At 64.4% G+C, this 18,474-nt stretch carries 20 protein-coding genes and 3 pseudogenes; 12 read left to right on the forward strand and 11 right to left on the reverse strand.

All coding sequences use genetic code 11. The features are described 5' to 3' along the window. Nucleotides 1-296: 296 nt before the first annotated feature. The 3 genes from ACZYX4_RS15870 to ACZYX4_RS15880 all read left to right on the forward strand — a co-directional run bounded on the left by ACZYX4_RS15870 (nucleotide 297) and on the right by ACZYX4_RS15880 (nucleotide 2,693). Nucleotides 297-653 (forward strand): DUF6221 family protein, encoded by a 357-nt coding sequence (locus tag ACZYX4_RS15870; RefSeq protein ID WP_463877631.1) that lies wholly within the window; start codon nucleotides 297-299, stop codon nucleotides 651-653. A gap of 1,185 nt (nucleotides 654-1,838) precedes the next feature. Beyond that, nucleotides 1,839-2,027 carry a hypothetical protein gene (locus tag ACZYX4_RS15875; protein ID WP_463877633.1) on the forward strand — a complete coding sequence of 63 codons (189 nt, stop codon included), beginning with the start codon at nucleotides 1,839-1,841 and terminating at the stop codon, nucleotides 2,025-2,027. A gap of 177 nt (nucleotides 2,028-2,204) precedes the next feature. Next, nucleotides 2,205-2,693: a hypothetical protein gene (locus tag ACZYX4_RS15880; protein ID WP_463877635.1), complete on the forward strand. Its 489-nt coding sequence runs from the start codon at nucleotides 2,205-2,207 to the stop codon at nucleotides 2,691-2,693. A gap of 198 nt (nucleotides 2,694-2,891) precedes the next feature. On the opposite strand, the gene phnE is transcribed toward ACZYX4_RS15880, so the two are convergent. The 4 genes from phnE to ACZYX4_RS15900 all read right to left on the reverse strand — a co-directional run bounded on the left by phnE (nucleotide 2,892) and on the right by ACZYX4_RS15900 (nucleotide 6,619). Continuing rightward, complete coding sequence (phnE, locus tag ACZYX4_RS15885; RefSeq protein ID WP_463877637.1) at nucleotides 2,892-3,695, reverse strand: phosphonate ABC transporter, permease protein PhnE; 804 nt, start codon at nucleotides 3,693-3,695, stop codon at nucleotides 2,892-2,894. Then, on the reverse strand, nucleotides 3,692-4,447 hold the full coding sequence (locus ACZYX4_RS15890) for a phosphonate ABC transporter ATP-binding protein (protein ID WP_463877639.1): 756 nt from the start codon (nucleotides 4,445-4,447) through the stop codon (nucleotides 3,692-3,694). The genes phnE and ACZYX4_RS15890 overlap by 4 nt, the downstream gene beginning before the upstream one ends. Beyond that, nucleotides 4,444-5,361 carry a phosphate/phosphite/phosphonate ABC transporter substrate-binding protein gene (locus ACZYX4_RS15895; protein WP_463877640.1) on the reverse strand — a complete coding sequence of 306 codons (918 nt, stop codon included), beginning with the start codon at nucleotides 5,359-5,361 and terminating at the stop codon, nucleotides 4,444-4,446. Before ACZYX4_RS15895 ends, ACZYX4_RS15890 begins: the two co-directional genes overlap by 4 nt. 64 nt (nucleotides 5,362-5,425) lie before the next feature. Then, the gene (locus ACZYX4_RS15900) at nucleotides 5,426-6,619 is read right to left on the reverse strand and encodes a TIGR03364 family FAD-dependent oxidoreductase (protein ID WP_463877642.1); all 1,194 of its coding nucleotides are present in this window, start codon (nucleotides 6,617-6,619) and stop codon (nucleotides 5,426-5,428) included. A gap of 165 nt (nucleotides 6,620-6,784) precedes the next feature. On the opposite strand from ACZYX4_RS15900, the pseudogene ACZYX4_RS15905 reads away from it, so the two are divergent. The 3 genes and pseudogenes from ACZYX4_RS15905 to ACZYX4_RS15915 form a co-directional block, all read left to right on the forward strand. Beyond that, nucleotides 6,785-6,961 (forward strand): annotated as a pseudogene (locus ACZYX4_RS15905) (GntR family transcriptional regulator); the annotation flags it as partial. Nucleotides 6,962-7,036: 75 nt separating this feature from the next. Next, complete coding sequence (locus tag ACZYX4_RS15910) at nucleotides 7,037-7,555, forward strand: GntR family transcriptional regulator (RefSeq protein ID WP_463877747.1); 519 nt, start codon at nucleotides 7,037-7,039, stop codon at nucleotides 7,553-7,555. Next, complete coding sequence (locus ACZYX4_RS15915) at nucleotides 7,552-8,256, forward strand: phosphonatase-like hydrolase (RefSeq protein WP_463877644.1); 705 nt, start codon at nucleotides 7,552-7,554, stop codon at nucleotides 8,254-8,256. Before ACZYX4_RS15910 ends, ACZYX4_RS15915 begins: the two co-directional genes overlap by 4 nt. Nucleotides 8,257-8,469: 213 nt before the next feature. Here ACZYX4_RS15915 and ACZYX4_RS15920 read toward each other — a convergent pair whose 3' ends face one another. After that, complete coding sequence (locus tag ACZYX4_RS15920) at nucleotides 8,470-9,930, reverse strand: DUF2252 domain-containing protein (protein WP_463877646.1); 1,461 nt, start codon at nucleotides 9,928-9,930, stop codon at nucleotides 8,470-8,472. Between the two features lie 317 nt (nucleotides 9,931-10,247). Continuing rightward, nucleotides 10,248-11,073 (reverse strand): IS5 family transposase gene (locus ACZYX4_RS15925; protein WP_463877749.1). Its coding sequence is split into 2 segments (ribosomal slippage): nucleotides 10,248-10,785 and nucleotides 10,784-11,073, totalling 828 coding nucleotides; the frame shifts between segments, so codons are not numbered across the junction. A gap of 139 nt (nucleotides 11,074-11,212) precedes the next feature. On the opposite strand from ACZYX4_RS15925, the gene ACZYX4_RS15930 reads away from it, so the two are divergent. Further along, complete coding sequence (locus ACZYX4_RS15930) at nucleotides 11,213-11,407, forward strand: hypothetical protein (RefSeq protein ID WP_463877753.1); 195 nt, start codon at nucleotides 11,213-11,215, stop codon at nucleotides 11,405-11,407. A gap of 77 nt (nucleotides 11,408-11,484) precedes the next feature. On the opposite strand, the pseudogene ACZYX4_RS15935 reads toward ACZYX4_RS15930, so the two are convergent. After that, nucleotides 11,485-11,656: pseudogene (locus ACZYX4_RS15935) on the reverse strand (GntR family transcriptional regulator); the annotation flags it as partial. A gap of 296 nt (nucleotides 11,657-11,952) precedes the next feature. Here ACZYX4_RS15935 and ACZYX4_RS15940 point away from each other — a divergent pair. Then, a complete protein-coding gene (locus ACZYX4_RS15940) occupies nucleotides 11,953-13,872 on the forward strand; it encodes a glycerophosphodiester phosphodiesterase (RefSeq protein ID WP_463877648.1) in 1,920 nt (639 codons plus the stop codon). A gap of 152 nt (nucleotides 13,873-14,024) precedes the next feature. On the opposite strand, the pseudogene ACZYX4_RS15945 reads toward ACZYX4_RS15940, so the two are convergent. Beyond that, nucleotides 14,025-14,075 (reverse strand): annotated as a pseudogene (locus ACZYX4_RS15945) (hypothetical protein); the annotation flags it as partial. Between the two features lie 211 nt (nucleotides 14,076-14,286). Here ACZYX4_RS15945 and ACZYX4_RS15950 point away from each other — a divergent pair. Continuing rightward, a complete protein-coding gene (locus ACZYX4_RS15950; protein WP_463877650.1) occupies nucleotides 14,287-14,550 on the forward strand; it encodes a GNAT family N-acetyltransferase in 264 nt (87 codons plus the stop codon). Continuing rightward, a complete protein-coding gene (locus tag ACZYX4_RS15955; protein WP_463877652.1) occupies nucleotides 14,507-14,767 on the forward strand; it encodes a GNAT family N-acetyltransferase in 261 nt (86 codons plus the stop codon). The genes ACZYX4_RS15950 and ACZYX4_RS15955 overlap by 44 nt, the downstream gene beginning before the upstream one ends. A gap of 49 nt (nucleotides 14,768-14,816) precedes the next feature. Here the strand turns inward: ACZYX4_RS15955 and ACZYX4_RS15960 are convergent, their stop codons facing one another. The 3 genes from ACZYX4_RS15960 to ACZYX4_RS15970 form a co-directional block, all read right to left on the reverse strand. After that, a complete protein-coding gene (locus tag ACZYX4_RS15960) occupies nucleotides 14,817-15,122 on the reverse strand; it encodes a transcriptional regulator (protein ID WP_463877653.1) in 306 nt (101 codons plus the stop codon). Beyond that, nucleotides 15,115-15,585: a hypothetical protein gene (locus tag ACZYX4_RS15965; RefSeq protein WP_463877655.1), complete on the reverse strand. Its 471-nt coding sequence runs from the start codon at nucleotides 15,583-15,585 to the stop codon at nucleotides 15,115-15,117. The genes ACZYX4_RS15960 and ACZYX4_RS15965 overlap by 8 nt, the downstream gene beginning before the upstream one ends. Before the next feature lie 251 nt (nucleotides 15,586-15,836). Beyond that, nucleotides 15,837-16,535: a helix-turn-helix transcriptional regulator gene (locus ACZYX4_RS15970; protein ID WP_463877657.1), complete on the reverse strand. Its 699-nt coding sequence runs from the start codon at nucleotides 16,533-16,535 to the stop codon at nucleotides 15,837-15,839. 73 nt (nucleotides 16,536-16,608) lie between these two features. Here ACZYX4_RS15970 and ACZYX4_RS15975 point away from each other — a divergent pair, with 73 nt between their 5' ends. Continuing rightward, nucleotides 16,609-17,349 (forward strand): alpha/beta fold hydrolase, encoded by a 741-nt coding sequence (locus tag ACZYX4_RS15975; protein ID WP_463877659.1) that lies wholly within the window; start codon nucleotides 16,609-16,611, stop codon nucleotides 17,347-17,349. 99 nt (nucleotides 17,350-17,448) lie between these two features. After that, nucleotides 17,449-18,282 (forward strand): hypothetical protein, encoded by an 834-nt coding sequence (locus ACZYX4_RS15980; RefSeq protein WP_463877661.1) that lies wholly within the window; start codon nucleotides 17,449-17,451, stop codon nucleotides 18,280-18,282. Nucleotides 18,283-18,474: the final 192 nt, after the last annotated feature.

Raw genomic sequence — 18,474 nt, forward strand, 5'->3', positions numbered from 1 at the left:
CTGACACGTTTTCCGGCGGGTCCGGCTTGATCTGTCAGGAGTACTTCGGGAACACCCCCCACCCCGGATGGGTCACCCCACAACCGACACCAATCCGTTACACAACCACACCAAGGGAAGCATTCAACGCCCGGGTTCTCCGTCTAGGGCAACGACTACGGAATGTCCCCTCCGCGGATAACGCTGCTGACCTGCGCAAATCACCAAAAAGGTGCACGTGGATGTCGAGCCCAACCCGCTTCTGCCCGGGATTAGGAACCCCACGGGGAATGAACGGCAGATGGAATGATGGGTCCATGGATATTGTCGATTTTCTGGAAGCACGCATCGCCGAGCAGGAATCAGCTATCCACGAGGGCTCTTTCGTCCTGCGGATCTCCGACGATCATGAAAACGGAAGCGAAGACAACTCCTCACTGGGCAAGCGAATGCTGGAAGAGTGCGCCCAGAAGAGAGCCATCATCGCCAGCTGGAAGGAAGCTGCCGACGCCGAAGGGATTAGCGACCCCAGCGAAGCAGAAGGGACAGTTGCCATTGCCCGCCGGGCCATGCTCACCATCCTCGCAGGCTCCCATCGGGAGCACCCGAACTACGAGCAGTGCTGGTCACCCAGTCTGTCAACAGACTTAGCCAGCGAATCTGCGAAAGACTGACGTACCGCCGTGTTGCAGCCGTGTAGGGCTGACGGCATAACTCCGGACGTCGGCGTCTGTAGCTACGGAGGAGGAGAGTCAGCGCCGCGGGACCGGGCGCCACGTGGCAGTGCACGGGCGAGGTCTTGTCGGGGCTTCTTGGGCTCTGCCGTACAGGCAGCACTGGCCAGGCGATCAAGGGGATGTCGTCGATGCCTGCGAGTCCGCGCTCCGTGGCGGACTCGGGTGAGATGCACGTCCACAACACGGCGGTCGCCCTCCCGCGCGGCCGTCCGGGGGTCAACGGTGCATGTCACGCTGCTGTCAGGGCCGCGGGGAACTAGGTCAGCGCGGTGACTGTGAATTCAGGAGCTTGAAAGTAGCCGGGGTAGCTTCCCCAGCATTGTTCAACCACGCCGTGCGCAGACCCGCTTGGGCGGCGCCGCGGATGTCCCAAGGACGGACGGTGACCATCACCCTAGCGGCGGCGTCAGCCCCGCAGTCGACGGCGGCATATTCGTAGGATGCCCGTGCAGGCTTCCAGGCGGCCGCGTCTTCGACAGAGAGCAGCGACTGAAACTCGTCAATCGCATGCGTGAAGGGTCACCTGCCGGCCGTGCCTTAAGCCCAGCCCTAGGTGGGCAGCGTTCGGGCCGCCCTGGTGGGCCCTGTTCAGACTGACGTTTTCAGCCCGCGCTAACGTGCGCGACGGTCCGAATACTCGCCAGCACCGCAGCCGCGCACGTCCTTTAGCTATCTTGTCGATAGCGGACTGGTCAATCCCCGAGTTGGGGTTCCCGGCGGATGTGTCCCGTAGTGGGTACCCCATGCGGACATGTAGTGCCCAGGCACCTTCAACCCATTACCCCTGCCACGAAAGAAGTGGCGGACCGGAACGATAGATCTCTAGCCGGTCAGGGTTCTGCCGAGGCCACGGATGGTTCGAATCCGGGTGGCTGTCCAGCTAGGAACCAGCTCGCGCGATGTCGTCGACGATTGGGCCCGAGGTCCGGCAAACGATCCGCAGGAGTAGGTAAGACCCCAGGCAGGGGCTGGCCGCGTCAGGGCCGGCCCTGCCTTCGTCAAATCCCGGACCGGCGGCCGCTCCGGAGAGCCCCCTTCGCGGACGGGCCACCTAGGCCAGGCGGCGATGCAAGGCCGTGCAGTGGCGGTAAACGCCGACCGGGCGCTCCGTTCGAGGCAATCTTGGTGTGGGCGGCGTGGTTCTTCCCGCTCACGGCCGTCGGAACCTTCCTGACGCTGCTCGCTTACCTGCTCGTGCTCCCCGCGCGCTCGCGCGGCCTTTGGATCACGCAGATCGTGCTGACCTCCCTCGCGGCGATGTTCGCCCTCATCACCGTCCTTCTGATTCTCCAATGGCTGCCACACCTCTAGCACTAGTCGTGCTGGATCGTGTGGTGCGTGCGGGGCTGGGAGCGTTCGACTTGCGGGAAGCCTTGAGACCTTAGGCGCGCAGCTAGCTGTACTGTCGTTTTTGTCAGCGCTGGTCGAAAGTTGAGCCGTTTCGTGGGCTTGGCGTCTAGCGGTCGTTGCAACACACGGGGCATCACCGTGAGCATGATTCCCCCGGGCCGGCTGCGGACCGCGGCGGTAACCATCCTCTGGTCCCTGACCGACTCTGCCCTGACCGACTCTGCCCTGACCGCGTTCTCCCTCTTCGGTGCGTTCATGACGATCTTGGCGGACACGACCTACCGCAGCATCCAAACACCAAACGGTGCCCACCGGCTCCTTGTCCTCGACAGCAGCTGCCTCCTGGTCGGCAGACACCCCATCTACGATCCCGCCTGCGGCCCGCTCCTCGATTTCCGCGCCGCGATCAGCACCAATAACGGCTACGACCCGTTCAAGGACGGGCAATACTCAGTGGAATGGTCCGGGAACTCGGCCACCATCAGCTACGTCGACGACTACATGGAGATGACCGGCGCCCATGAGCCCTTTGATCCGGCTTCCTGGACCTGGAGGCCGTTAATCAGGAGCTCTTTCTGGTCCTGCCCAGGCCACCTGGCCCGACCCTCCAGACCGGGTCGGGGCTGACGTAACGGCCAATATCGTCTCTCCGCGGACGTCGCAGTGATCGATGCTGCCGTCTGCTCTCTGGATCGTTCCGAGTGGTTTCCAACCAAAACCCCGCTGCGCCTCACGGAGAGACTGAACCTCCGCGTCAGAGGTCCGCTCAGACAGAGTGGACGACGACGGGAGGTCCCACCGTCGTCCACGTGTCCTTACCTTCAGTCAGGCGAGCTTGCGTCGGATCATGGCCGACGCCCGGTCAACTGCGACGATCAGGACGAGCACGACGATGATGTGAGTGAGCATTTGATCGAACTGGAATGATTTGATGGCCTGGTTGATGAGCAGGCCCACGCCGCCGGCGCCCACCAGTCCGAGCACCAGGGAGGATCGCACGTTCACGTCGAACCGGTATAGGAGCAGTCCCACGAACTGTGGGACCACCAGTGGGATGCTCGCGTGGAACGTCTGTTGCAGTTTGCTGGCACCGGCTGAGGCAAGTGCCTGGACTGGTCCTTGGTCGCTCTCTTCCATGGCTTCGGCCCAGAGTTTGCCCATCACCCCGGTGTTGTGGCAGATGAGGGCGAGTACGCCTGCGAAGGGTCCAAGACCCACTGCGGTGACGAAGATCAAGGCGAAAACTACGTCAGGAACGGCCCGGAAGAAGGACAGTATGGCGCGCGCTGCCTGGTACACCACGGGATGCGGTGAGGTGGTCTCAGAGGCCAGTGCGGCGAGCAGGAGGGCGGTCGGTATGGAGAGTGTGGTTCCCAGCAGCCCGATCCAGAGCGTCACCAGGGTGGCTTCGAGGCTGGGCTTGAGCACCTTGTCCCAGTTCAGGTCCGGTGGGAACGCCTCGGCGAGGAACCGCCCCATGCCCTGGGCGCCGTCAATCAGCAGTGCCGGTTTGAATTCGGTGCTCTCGAATGCAATCAGGTGCAGAACAACAAAGACCACGGCGGCGGCGGCGATGGTTCCCCTGCGGGTCCCTTGGCGCGGGGCGCGGGGGAGGGCAGGGGCGCTCATGCTGCAACCCTGTCCGGTGCGTACAGCGTCTCCAGGACCTCGTCCGTCAGGCCGGCCAGGCTGCCGTCGAACGCAATCTTTCCCTTGAGGAGTCCTATGGCGCGGTCCGCGTGGCGGATCGCGAGGTCCGGCTGGTGCAGCACCGCTGCTACGGCGAGGTTCTCGGTGTGGGCGAGTTCGGCCAGGAGGGCCATGACTTGTTCAGCTGCGTGGGGGTCCAGGGCGGAGACCGGTTCGTCCGCCAGCACTACCGACGCGCGCTGGCAGAGGGCCCGGGCGATCGCGACGCGCTGCTGCTGGCCGCCGGAGAGTTTTCCCGTCCTTTCCAGCGCAACACCTGCCAGTCCTACGCGGTCCAGGCAGGCCATGGCTTCCTCCTTCAGTCCTTTGGCAAAGAACGCCGGACTGGCCGAGGCAAGGCCGCGGACCCGCAGGAGTCCGCCGGAGCAGACGTTGTCCAGGGCCGTGCGCCGCGGGACCAGATGGATTTTCTGGAAGACCATGGCGGCCTCGCTGCGCGCCTGGATCCGGGCCCGACCCTGAAGCGCACCCAGGTCCTTGCCCTGGACCCGGATGGTGCCGGTGTCCGGGCGGGTCAGCCCGATGACGCACTTGAGGGTGGTGGATTTGCCCGAGCCGTTGGCGCCCAGGAACGCGAGCAGTTCACCTGCCCGGACGGTGAAATCGACGCCGTCCAGTACCTTGGTGCCGGCATAAGCCTTGGTCAGGCCCGCGACTTCGACGGCGGTCACAGGTCCTCCTCAGTGAGTCCCATGGTGGCGGCGAGATCGAACAGCGGCTGGTAGGTGTCTTTTGTGACGGCCAGCAGCGGGCCCGGGGGCGTGACGTCCAGGAAGGCGCCCACCTTTTCGATGGCTTCGGCGGGGAGGTTCACCAGTGCGTCGCGGACGGCTTCCTTGAGGGCGGGATCGGCGTTTCCACGGATGGTGATTGGATCGTTGGGGATGGCGTCCGAGGTCCAGATCTGCCGGAAATCCTCAGCCTTGAACGTGCCGGCGGCGGTTGCCGAGGCGAGGGTCTGGGAGTTGATCTGCGCGGCGTCAACTGTCCCATTGGTCAGGGCAAGGAGGGCTTCGGGGTGCCCGCCTGAGTAGCTGATGTCCAGGTCCGATTCGCTGATGCCGGCCTTCTTGAGTCCGTAGCGCGGGAGGACATCTCCGGAGGTGGAGCCGATGCTTCCGAGTGCCACATCCTTGCCCTTGAGGTCGTTGATGGACTGGATGGCGGAGTCCTTGGCCACCCACATGCCGGCCGTGTACGTGCTGAGTTTGCCGTCGGCCGTCCCGAAGGAGGCGATAGGTTCCGCTCCCGCCTTGGTGCTGGCGAAGACGTAGCCCATGGGTCCGAACTGTCCGATGTCCAGGCGGTTATTGGCCATGGCGAGCACCTCGGCGGAGTAGTCCTCCACTACCTGGACCTCCACTTCGCAGCCGAGCCGGTCCTCCAGTGCGTCCGCGAGGACGCGGTAAGCAGGCTCGAGTTTGGTGGGGTCTTCGAAGGGCTCGATGCCGAATTTAATGGGGCCATCGGCGCAATAGGCGGGCGCGTTCGCTGAAGCGGTCTGCGCTTCCGTGTTGGCACAGGAGGACAGTCCGGCAGCAGCCAAAAGGGCAGCGGGAATCAGGGCAAAGTAACGGGTGTTCATGGGGAATCCTTCAGGGGGTTTAGGCGAACGGGCAGGAAGCTTTGGGGAAAGGAGAGGACGATTTTCAGGGGAGGGCGGAGATGTTGCGCGCTGCCAGCCCAAAGGAAACGGTCATGCCGATTCCCGCGGTGACAGACACGGCAGTGACGCCGGGTGCAACGCCGGCAATCAGCAGCGGACCCACCTCGGACGAGGCGTAAATGCCCTGCCAGCGTTCCGTGATGTCGAGGCTGTCGACACCCAGGACCTCCTGGATGCGGTCCAGCAGGAGTGCTGTGGTGGGCTCCACCAGGAAGGGTTCAACCGTTTTTTGGTAGGCGTGGGAGTCGCCCAGCAACAGGGTGCCGTCAGGGCGCTGGGTGAACATCACGTTGGCTCCGATGTCCAGGAGGGCAGGGTCCTGCGCCTGGACTTCCGCGAGGAGGTCCGGCGCGGATGGCATTTCCACAAAGGCGCCATAGCGGAGCATGGAGGTGGCGGTCAGGACCGCGGGGTCCAGGTCCAATCCGTCGGGGCCCGCCGCGGCTGCCATCTGGAGTGAGCAGCGTTGGATTTTGTGTCCTTCGGCAACCTCGGGGAAGAGCAGGTCCACGTCGTGGCCCACGCACACAAACACATGGTCAGCTTCCACATCGCCCCGGCTTGTCCGGACAAGGGCTGTCCGCCCGGTCCCGGCGGCGAAGCCGAGGGCGGATGTGTTCCACCGCACTGACGCGTCCGTGCGGGAGTCCAGCCACGCGGCGAGGCTCGCCACCGTGGTCCGGGGATCGACGCGGAGGTCATCGCGAAGCCACGCGCCGCCGACGAAGGGGCTTTCCGTTGGGTCCGCAACCCCGACAGTCGGTCGGCCCAGCCGCGCGGACGTTTCCGCGGCGCTGAGCAACACGATCTGGCCGGGTTCGCGGCGTTCCGCCAGCTCCTGGAGGACGCGGAGTTCTGTTTCGGTTCGCGCAACTACTACGGCGCCGGATTCTGTAGCCCAGAAGCCGGCGCGTTCCGAGTAGGCCAGCCAGTGCTTGCGCCCGGTGACGGCCAGTTCATACAAGTCGCCGGTCTGCGCGGTAATGCAGCAGTGCCCGAAGTTCCGGATGGAGGCGCCCACTGCTCGGTGGTCGCGTTCGATGACCAGCACGGAGAGCCCGCGTTCGTTGGCAAGGGCGGCATGGGCCAGTCCCACGATGCCTGCCCCGACCACCACCACGTCCACGGAGGAAGGGACGCTGCTGGCGGCTTGGCTTTGAAGGTTTTCAGTATTCACAAGATCGATAGTGGCTGCTGGGCGCTTCTGCAATCAAGCCAAATTGGCAGTTGTATGTACAAGTTAACGGGTTGTTCATTGAAGCTCCGCGGAGTTGGGGCCTTGTTCATTCAAAGAGGCCGGGATGTCTGGGAAGCCCGCATATGCGACTTGTATGATCAAGTCATGTCCTTATCGCAGCTACAGCCTCTCCACCAGCGCCTGACCGACGAACTTCGTATGCGGATCACGTCTGGGTTATGGGCCGAGGGATCCCAGATTCCCAGCGAGGCGGAGCTTTGCCGGGAATTAGAGGCCTCCCGGGGAACCGTCCGGCAGGCCCTCTCAGCTCTGCGCACGGAGGGTCTCATTTTGGGCGGGCGCGGCAAGCAGCCTGTTGCCGGCCGTGCGGCGTTGTCCCAGCCGTTCACAACGTTCATGTCCTTTACGGAATGGGCGGGATCCATTGGCAAGACCCCCGGCCAGAAGACGCGCGAGATCGCCCGTCGCCCAGCGTCGCCCGAGGTGGCTGCCCAGCTGGGAATCAGGGCCGGCGAGCCTGTTGTGGAAGTCCTGCGGTTGCGCCTTCTCGGGGATGCGCCGGCCATGGTGGAGCGAACAAGCTTCGTCCTCGACGTCGGCCGGCTGCTTTTCGACTTCGATACGGACAGCGGCTCCATTTTCAGCTTCCTAAAAAGCCATGGCGTGGACCTGAGCCGGGGCCGGCACACGATCGACGCCGTGGCAGCTCAGGGGCTGGATGCGGAATTACTCGGCGTCGAACCCGGGGCACCCTTGCTCCGCGAACGGCGCCTGACGTCATCCGCGGCCGGGGAGCCCATTGAATACTCCGATGACAGGTACATCCCCGGCTTGACCAACTTCACCATCGAAAACACAAGCGAGCACCGCGCCAACCTGGTCCGAGTGCCGACATCCCAAGGAGCACCGCAATGATTGAACTTGTCGCCCTCGACATGGCCGGAACCACCATCGACGAACACGGGGATGTCTACCGCGCACTTGAGGAATCCGTCCGGGAGGCGGGCGCGGACGTGACCCCCTCGAACCTCCAGACGTGGATGGGAGCGGACAAGACCGAGGCTATCGCCGCGCTGCTGGAACTTGGCGGCGGTGCCGCCGAGCCCGGGCTCGTTGCGCGGACCTTCGTCCGCTTCCGGGAGATCCTGGCGGCCCTCTACGCTGCGAACGCACCCGTGCCCCTGGACGGCGTGGAGGACGCGCTGCGGACCCTGAAATCCATGGGCGTCAAGGTGGCGCTGACTACGGGCTTCTCTCGGGATGTGGCTGATCCGCTGCTGGCCACCCTGGGCTGGCGCGTGGGGGATGGCGAACTGCTGGACGCCGTCGTCACCTCCGACGAGGTGCCCCGCGGCCGGCCGGCGCCCCACATGATCCACCGCGCCATGGAGCGCACCGGCGTCCTAAACGTTGCCGCCGTGCTGGCCGCCGGCGATACCGTCAATGACCTACAGGCAGCCGCAAACGCTGGCGTTGCCGGCGTCGGTGTCCTCACCGGAAAACTCGGCGCGGAGGAGCTGGGCAGGCACCCGCACCTGCGCATCCTCGCCGGGGTAAAAGACCTCCCCGAACTGGTGGGCTCAATTGCCGCCGGAAGTGCCGCCATCGCCCGCTGAAAGGCATGGCGCCCGGGGAGTGGTCTCAAACGGCACCCAGTGCAGAGGGAACTGGGGCGTCAGGTCGTACTGCTCTCTTTGCCGGGAAGAGGCGGACGTTGCGGTCGGCTGCTGCGCCGTTGGTGGTGCGTGTTCACTTTCTGGAGGGCCGGCCTGTCGGTTGGTCATGTAGGTTGCTGTTCTCTTCTCCATGAGATGTTCGGCACCTGACGGTCAGTGCGCAGCGCGGAGGGCCTCATAGTCGAGCAGCGATTGCCGGGCGTAGCTGAACGACCAGTCGACAACAGCTTCGGTGGCGGCCTCGGATGTGCCCAGGTAGCCGAGGATCTGGCCTGCCGCGGGGCTTTGCGCGTGGGCGCGTGCGAGCAGGAGTGCGCACGTGCGGACGTAGTCGAAGAACGGGACAAAGTCGAGTCCCGCCAGGTCGATCGATCCTTTCATGTCATGGAACTGGCGCACGTAGTAGTCGCGTTCGTCGGTCTGCAGATGCCCTAGGAACGGATCCGACACTGCCTGCAGCACCCGTTGGAACTGGACCACGCGGGACCCCTGACCATGCGCTGCCACATCCTGCGCGCTGGTGCTCGGCTGCGGGATGCCGCCGTAACGTTGCAACACTGACTGCCCGGCCTCCTTCACCTGGAGCAGCAGCGCATCCCCATCGGGGGACTGCAGCAACTGCAGGAAGCAACGGGTCCCGACGCTCCCGACGCCGACCACACGGCGGGCCAGATCGGTGGGGGTGTACTGGGCCAGAACGGTGCGGACGTCGAGACTGACCGTGCGGCGGTATTCGGCGAACAGGCGCGGTACCACGTCGGTGTTCTGCACAGGCGCAGTCGTCATTGCCGGAGGCCGTTCAACGAAACGCAACCGACCGTCGTGGCCTAACTGCGTGGTGCGACGCACGGCCCGCTGGTTGGTGCGCTTACTGGCCGTCCTGATCGCGTGGTGCAGCACCTTCTGGGCGTCCGCGCTCAGGAGGCTGCGGGCGAATTTGATGTTGCTATGCATGTAGTAGCGCTCGTACGGGTTTCGTTCCAGCATCGTCGTCAGTGCGCTGCGGTACGCCCTTACGGTCCCTTGTGCTGCCTTGCGCACCTCGCGTTCCGTGTACTCAGCGTGCATTCCACCGACCACCACGCTCGTGACGAGCCGTTTGAGGTCCCAGTCCCACGGGGCTGCGCCGGCCTCGTCGAAGTCGTTGAGGTCGAAGACGAGTTTGCGTTCCGGGGAGGCATAGAAGCCGAAGTTGCTGATGTGCGCGTCACCGCATGCCGCGACCACAATCCCCGAGTGCGAGTCGCGGGCGAGGTCCATGGCCATCAGCCCGGCCGTCCCTCGGTAGAACGCGAAGGGGTTCTCGAGCATGCGCTCCATCCGCAGGGGAACCAGTTCCTGGTTGCGGTCTTCGTTCTGTTCGCGGATATGAGCGACGGCGTCACGATGTGCCGTGCTCCGCTCGGCCAGTGCACTACGCGGCGTGGTCCGGCGCAGTTGGCGGCCGCGGGCATACGCATCGGAACGGCTCAACTGCAGCTCGTCGCTAACCGGTGCGGAGTAGGTCTCGGCAGGCATGAGGTCATTGTGGACGCTCGCACCCGGTTCCGCAACTACCCGGAGCGAGGTGGCGATCAGCCAGCCCTTGTTGAACGCGTAGGCATCCAGGACCACTCCGTGTGGCCGAACTGTCTGCGGCTGAGCCGCGTCCCCAGCGCCATGGGCTTAGCCTACCGATGCGCAAAAGCTTCCCGCCCGTGCCAAGAGTGCGGGCGTCCGATAGGGGATCCTCCACCGGGCGCTGCTCCCTCGCAGGCCAGCTGTCTTGTATATTTCAGCGCCTTCGTTACCTTGTCCGTGTCCGGTTGGTCGCTACGGGCCCTAACTACACGCACGAGGCGCAGCGCGAAGTAGACGACGGCGGCGACGCTCACCACCGCGAAAATCCACGTGCCATCCATGCTGAGCGCGGGGCCGCTAGGGCGTGTCTCCTAATAGGGTGCTTCAGATGACGACGGCGTGCAGAACGGTCGCTGACCGGAGGTGAGGGCCAGTTTGTCGTAGCGGGTGGCCAGGGATCGCCATTGCTTGAGGGTGTTGAAGCTGCGCTCGACGACGTTGCGCCGTTTGTAGGCGTCCTTGTCGTAGATGACGGGGCGTCCGCCGGAGGAGCCCTTGCGTTTGCGGTTGGCTTTCTGATCGTCCTTCTCCGGGATGACGCATTCAATGCCCCGCCCGCGCAGGTAGGCCCGGATTGCTTTGGATGAGTAGGCCTTATCGGCCATGGCCCGGTCTGGTCGAGTGCGGGGCCTTCCGCGACCTTCCCGCTCGACCTTGAAGGCGTCCATGAAATTTTCACACATGGGCGAGGCCCCGCCCTGGCCGGGGCCAAGGAGCAGTATCAAGGGGCGCATATTGCCGTCAACCAGAGCGTGGATCTTGGTGGTCAACCCACCGCGGGAGCGGCCGATGGCGTGGTCATCAGGCTCATCAAACAGATTCATGTAATTCGAGAGGACCCCCTGTGTGGCGGGGAAGGTTCGTGCCGTGTTGATGGGCGCGGTTGACCGTGGAGTCCACCGACACCTCCCACTTGATCAGCCCTTGCGCATCGGCACGGGTTAACGCAGCCAGAACCTTGTCCCAGGTCCCGCGGGCGCTGTTGCGGCGGTGATGCTTCCACACGGTCTTCCATGAACCGAAATGGGCAGGGAGATCACGCCATGGAATTCCCGTCCGATAGCGATAGATGATGCCCTCGGTCATCAACCGGTGGTCATTGAAGGGCCGCCCCGGCTTCCCCCGGAAATCAGGCATCAACGGGGAAATAGACTCCCACTGGGCATCGGACAACAAAGCGGAACGCGAACTCACCCCTAAATCTTGCCAAATGGCCTACCCGGTGATTAGGAGACACGCCCTAGTGCCCGGGCCTGCCGGCTGGGACGATGGATGTATGAGCGAGAACACACATTCCGGTGCGTACGGGACTTCTCCCGGCGGCGAGGAAGGCCGTGTCCAGGGTTTGGATAAAGAAAACCCGAAGGGGCCGATCACGCAGCCGATGCGCACCGTGGGCCAGCGTCGCCGGGACTCCGAGAAGAAGCTCGAAAACCACCAGCGCGAATCCCGGCCAAAACCGTCAGGTTGATCGGCAGCGGGGCGCTTGTGCGTATGGCGTCCGGCACGGGAGGTGCCGATCATCCGGTTAGGCCGGCGCGATGAGGTCCTTCGGCCAGGTGGGGAAAGGTTTGGCCGCGCGGCAAGGTCGATCTCGTTGTCCAGACGGCTGCCCGGGGAAGGGCCCCGCCGTGGATGGCAGCCTCGATGCCCTGGACCACCTGGTGGAACAGCGGCACCGGGGGGAACGGTCGACGGTGAGATTGAGTTGATGCGCCACTTTTTGACTAGCCACTGTTCAAGCGCCCCCTTGTGCCCCGGGCCAGGGCCCATGCAGGGCTGCCGGTCACGTTCTCAGCGTATATTCTCTTGATAGGACATACTGTCTAAGTATATGGTAAGAGGGCCGTTCGGGCGGATGGAAGAGTGCGCCAAGCTGCTGTGGCGGGCACTGTCGAGCGCAGGCCGGACGGTGACGGCTTCCGTTAGCGGCTGGGCAAGATCGTTGATTCTGATTCACCGCCAGTTCACTGCCGGGACGCTGGGAAACCATGCGCTGAGCCTAGCCTCGGTTGCATGATCACACTTAACCGTCATCTTTCCCTGCCCCTTGCTGTGTCCTTGCTGGCCGCCGTCGCCGTCCTCCCGCTCTCTGCTACCCCATCGCACGCTAACGCTGTTTTCACCGTGAATCTGCCCGGAACCCCCCAGGAGCAGCCTCCGCTGACAGAGCCGCGGCTCGCCTACAGTCAAGACTTCTCCGGCTCCGGCCTGCCCGAAGGGTTCACCGCCGTCGAAGGCGACTGGAACGTGCACGATGGCCGGTTGTTCGGGACCAGCACCGGTAACGGCCAGATCTCCCGCACGACGTTCGGCCCGCACCTCACGAATTACCGTTTTGAGGCGACCGTGCGGTTTGAAAACGTCCTCAACGCGGCTCGCTGGTCCGCGCTCGCCCTGGACATCCAGCCCAGCGGAGCCGTTCCGTTCTGGCTCGCCACGATGCGCTCGGGTAGCAAGGCCACGAACGGTCTGGAATTCGCCGAGCGGACGGCTGCCAGCGGCTGGAACGTCACCGACACGGCGTCGGCGCCAACCGATGCCGGCACGGGAACGGACGTGCGCGTTGCCGTCGAGGTCCACGGCAAGAAGGCCGCCTGGTACTTCAACGGGCAGAAGATGATGGAAACCAACCGGCTGGTCCGCTCCGACACGGGCATCCTGGGGGTGGTGGCCAACGGTTCCACGGTGTCCTACGACGACATCAAGGTCACCGAACTCCCGGACACGGAGTCTCTGCTGGTCAGGCCCGGCGAGCAACCCGCTGTGATTGCCCACCGCGGACTGTCCTCTGTGATCCCGGAGAACACCTTGCAGGCGCTGCTGTCCGGGGGCCGCAGCGGAGCAGACTGGATCGAAATGGATGTTAATACTTCCAAGGACGGCGTACCCGTCGTCATCCACGACAACAAGGTGGATCGGGTGACCGCGGGAACCGGCGACGTCTCCGTCCTGACCGCCGAGTACATTGCCGGGCTGGAAGCCGGTTCGTGGTTTGCCCCGGCCTACAACGGCGCCAAGGTTCCCACCTTGGCCGAGTTCCTGGACCAGACGGACACGGAGGGCTCCGGGCTTCTCCTCGAAGTCAAGGGACCCGAGACAAGAGAGGAAGTGCAACGGACCATCGATATGGTGAAGGACCGCGGCATGTTCAACCAGACCATACTGCAAAGCTTCGATACGAATGTCCTGCAGTATGCCCGCGAATACGCTCCTGCCCTGCGCCTGGGCCTGCTCCGAGGGGCACTCGACGCCGATGTTGTCGCCGCGGCGAAGCAGGTCGGCGCCGTGACCTACAACCCGAGTTGGGCCGCCCTCGCGGCCCGGCCTGCAGCCATCAAGGAACTGCACGACGCCGGCATCGCCGTAATGCCGTATACGGTGGACAGTCCCCAGCAGTGGAAGTCCATGACTGACGCCGGCGTAGACGGCATCATCACCAACCGGGCCGGTGCACTCGTCGGTTTCCAGAGTGCCTTGCCGTCTGCCCCGCCGGCTCCGGCGCCTTCGCTGACGTTCCTCGGAAAGCTCGACGGCGCCACGCTCACCCGGGGCGGGACCGCCGTCCCGGCACTCGCCGACACGAACGCGGACGCCATCGCGATCACGCTGGACGGCACGTCCGTAGCCGAGGGCGAAGCGGTAGACGTCAACACGCTCACCCTGGGCGAGCACACTTTCTCGGCCAAGGCCACCGGGCCTGGCGGCGAGGCCATCGCCAGCGCCACGTTCACTGTCCGGGCCAGCAAAGCCGGGCTCCTCGCCCTCGTGGTGGCTGAAGATGTGGATTCCAAGGTTCGGGGAAAGGTGCTGAAATACATCGACGCCGAGCGCTGGGAGGACGCTGCCCTCGCAGCAGAAGCCGCGGCCGGAAAGGGTATCCCGGCAGAGCGGGCCGCTCTCATTGCCTCGGACGCGCGGGCGCTCGCCGGATAGCGGATGCCGCGGGAGGGGGTCAGCGGGCGCGCGACACACCTCAACAAAGGCGCGGAACGGGGCCAGCCGCTCCTCGGCAGGAGTTCCAGTGCCTCGGGGTGCCACTGTACGGACGCCACCCAGCGCTCCGGGTCATCCAGCGCGTCGACCGTCCCGTCCTCGGCCACTGCAGTCACCACCAGCCCGTCGGCGACCCGGGCCACGGCCTGGTGGTGGCCGGAGGCAATCTCGACCGTGACAGTTTCCGAACTGCCGCCGTTCCCGTTCCTCTAACGGACCGGCTTACGGACGAGGTTCCTAGAGTTTCTGACAAACTGGCCACATGACCACGATCTTCACGCTTAAGCCGACAATCGAGGCCAACGCGTCAAACTACGACCGATTCAGGCTCAGGACGCACCTATAGTGCACCGGATGCTCCAGGACGCCGAAGCTGCAATTCTGACCGGAACAGTGCACTCCAGCAGCCAGACAACACTGCCTTGGACGGTTGATGACCTCCGCGCGACGTACGAACGCTGGAGCTCCGCTGATGACCGTCTCGTCCTCGCCGTGATCGATCAGGCGACGAACGCGATGGTTGGAGAAGCCGTGCTCAACGACTGGAACGAGTTGAATCGCTCCTGCGGCTTCCGTGCTTTCCTTTGCGCCGAAGGCCGCGGACGGGCTTGGCAGTGAGGCGACCGAGCTGATTGTCCGGCACGGCTTCCACGAGCTTGGTCTTCACCGAATAGCTCTTGAGGTTTACGCCTTCAACCCGCGCGCCCGGCATGTCTACGAGAAAGTAGGGTTTCGCTACGAAGGAACGGGCCGGGACGCGCTGTGGTTCGACGAGCAATGGATTGACGTGGACTACATGTCGATCCTTGAAACCGACGTACCACTGAGCCAGTAGAGGATGGCAGGCGGGCAGGAGAGCGCTCCCACGAGTCAGGTGGTTGTGTTCAGTCGGCAGTGCCAGCGATCTCCTTCAGTGCACGCACGTGCGCGTCGAAGGCGTTCTGGCCAGCAGGTGTGAGAGTTACCCACGTCAGACGGCGGGCGTCCGTGCGCGCGGCCGATGCGGCCTTGGTCAGGCTGACGTATCCAGCCTCAACCAGGGTCTTCAGGTGCTTCGAGAGAGTTGCGTCCGAGACGTTGAGCGTGTCGCGCAGCACAGCGAAGTCCATCTGCTCAACCGGCCGCAGCACTCCGCAGATCCGTAACCGTGCCGGCGCGTGGATGAGGTCATCGAACCGGGCCTCAATCACGGCGTAGCTGATCCAGCGCCGAGCGGTAGACGATTCCCGCGAGCCAAGTGACCAGACCGAAGGCGGACACGCTGGTCAGCGCCACTGCCCAGCGGGCGCCGAAGGAAACCAAACCAAGCGAGATTGAGAACAGCGTCAGGCAGACCATGAGAATCGCGATCGAAGCCATTATGGCGCGCGTGCCCATCTTGCGGAATCGGATACCGGTTTCGCGGCGGACCAGGTGAAGGATCACTAGAACTGCTACCAGGCCCAACCATCCGGAAGCCGGGGGTTCGTAGTTCTCCCCAGGGTTGGCCGTCGCGGCTGCTGCCACCCACCAAGCCGCCACGCCCCCGAACGCGGCCAGCAATGTCCTGGGAACATGCACGCCGTCGGCCAGGGTCTGACGGTCCGAAGCGAGGTCGCGGAGGCTGGCGGCGGCATCATCTGCCGATGGGCGGCCCTCAAAGTTTCTTTCCATGCCGGAAAGTCTACAGAATGACTTTCCGAATCGGCAAGTGATGTTGGGGCACCATGCGGCAACGCTCTCATGACCGTCCCAGCCTGACGTAGGGGTCTGCCCTGTCGCGAAGATCGAGAGCGTAAGTCACGTATGCGACGGGCGAGCCGTCCGGACTGTGATCAGCCATCGATGTAATCGCTGCGATGAAACGGAACCCGCAGTGTTCCGCTACACCTGGTTGTACTGACCGGAGAGGTTGATTGAGTGACTCACTCGCGCCGACGGTGCACCGGTCTGGCGTTCGCTGGGGGTTCTCCGACCTCGTGGATGGTATGGCCGCCGCAAGCCGTCTTGGTTACGCTGGCCTGCTCGATGCGCGACACGGTGAACCATCGCATTGCGTTGCGCCGTCGGCACCACCCAACTAGGTACCACTGGCCGTTCGTGGAGGCGAACAGCACTGGCTCAACGTCGCGGGTGGTCGTGGTCTCGTCTGTCGATGTGTAGCGAATGCGGATCACTCGCTGCTCGGCCATCGCCTCCTCCAGTGCCGACTTGATTGCGCGCGAAGAGGAGGGAAGCGCGTTGACCCAGACGCGGTGGGCCAGCTCGTCGGCTCGTGCTCGGGTTTTCGGATCGAGGACGTCCAGGATCTTCTGGATACCTGCTGCTGCCAGATCGGCGTAGGGGGCATCGGGTGCAGCGGACACGGCTGCCATGAGCGCCACGGCCTGCGCGGGGGACAGGCTGACAGGCGGCAGGGACGCGCCTATAGCCAATCCGTACCCACCGCCCGGACCTGGGCGAGACCATATAGGCGCCCCGCTGTTCTCTAACGCATCGAGGTCTCTCTTAATTGTGCGCACAGATACCTCGAACTCACTCGCCAACCGCTCGGCGGAAACCCCTCGGGCGCCGCTGCGGCGCAACATCTCGGATAGAGCATGGAGCCGTTCGACTCGCTTCACAGTTCAGACCCCGACAAATTCATGCCATAAATAGTGACACACCCTTGTCCGTAGTGCCTGCGAGGGTAGTGGCATGCCAACTACTACAAGCAGTCCGACCATCATTCTCATCGCCGGCCACTGGCTGGGCGCGTGGGCGTGGGATGAAGTCCTTGAACACCTGACAACCGACCACTCTCGTGCAATCGCGATGACACTGCCCGGTCTCGACGGAAACGATCCCGAGCGTGCGACGAAGACACTTGACGATCAAGCCGCAGCGGTCCTGGACGTCATCACTCAACTCGGGGTCTCCGAGGATCAGCCCGCGATTCTCGTCGCCCACAGTGGGGCTAACGCTCCCGTCAGCCTCGTCCTTGACCGGCACCCTGAGCTTGTCCACCGGGTGGTGTGGGTCGACTCCGGCCCTGTAGCGCCGGGAAGTTCCTTCGCCCCGGATCTCCCGGAGGAGTTGGAGGAGCTTCCGCTGCCGCCGTTCGATGTGCTCGCGCAGCAGGCGAGCCTCGAAGGCCTGAGCGCAGAGGTCCTCGAGCGTTTTCGGGCCCGGGCCGTCCCTGAGCCCGGCCCCGTGCTTCGTCAGCCCGTCGAGCTCACGAACGATGCCCGCCGCAAGGTCCGTACCACCCTGGTGTGCTGCTCGATCCCGAGCGAACAGGTGATGGAACTGGTCCGAGCAGGCCATCCCATGTTTGCCGAAGTCGCAAACCTCGAACACTCCGACGTCATTGACCTCCCGACGGGGCATTGGCCTATGTGGAGCCGTCCCCTCGACCTCGCCAAGGTCATCCAGTCAGCGGCTTCTCGAACCAACTGAACTGCACGTACAACCTGGAAGGGGTCAGCCGAATCTGAACTGGCCCCCGATAGTTGGACTTGCTTTATGCGAAGGACATCCCTACGTTATTCATCTGCCATGACTGACTATCTCGACCTGACCAAAGCCGGGGCCGCCGCCCTTCAGGAGTTTCTCGATGAACGCGGCCCGGCACTGTCGCGGCTCCGGGAGCGCCTGGTGGTCGACGGCCAGGACCCGGGTGCACTCTTGGATGGTACTCCTGAGAGTTTCGTTCCCCTGTGGCGATGGATGCTGTCCCGCCTTACCAGCATCGACGCCCCCGGCGCGACGGACCCCGCCTCCGTGCCGCGGGAGGCGTGGCCGTCGTGGGAACGGTACACAACCGAGAAGGAACGGACCCATTCCCTGGAGTCCCTCACGCTCCTGGACGGTCTCGTGTCGTACCTCGCGGCAGTGGTGCGGGACCGGGCGCCGCTGGCACGGTGGGAGATAGCGCGCGATCGCCACAAACGCTACGCCTACAACAACCACCCGGTCCTGGTCAGTGGTACGGGCGAGGAGCACAACTTCCTTCCCGGGCTCCCCGTGGTCAGCGCACGCGCGGCCCTCCGCGGGACCCGGGAGTCGCCGGACGACGCGATGGCGGCGTACGCGCGGCGGCTCATAGACCGCCTAAATGAAGGCGACAGCGGTACCGCGAAGGGGATGGAACCAGAACCGCCCTTCGAGATCGAAGACGTCCGCGACGAACCGGGCGGCTACGACTTCGAGATCGGCCTGGGCGATGAGATCGCCCAGGAACGGTCGGCCGACGTCGACCGGCTGGTCCGCCGGATGTCCCGTGAGGACGGCATCAACGAGGTAGCCCGGGAGGACCGGGAACTGATCCTGGTGCGGGCACCATCGTGGAGCATCGACGCGCTCCAGACGTGGATCGCACAGCGCATTTGACGATCGGCGGCTGCACCCGGACCCTTTACCCGGGTCTGTCCGCTACCGCTACAGCAGTGGCAAGCCCACGCCGCCTTCCTGGCCGATGGCCGCCTGAAGTTCGCGAACAACACCCCTGGGGCCGGGCCGTTACACCACGCTAATGGGCACTGCCTAGGAGGAGGGCGGTCCGGGCGCTATCGATATACTCGC

The sequence above is a fragment of the Pseudarthrobacter leeuwenhoeki genome, from assembly GCF_055412885.1.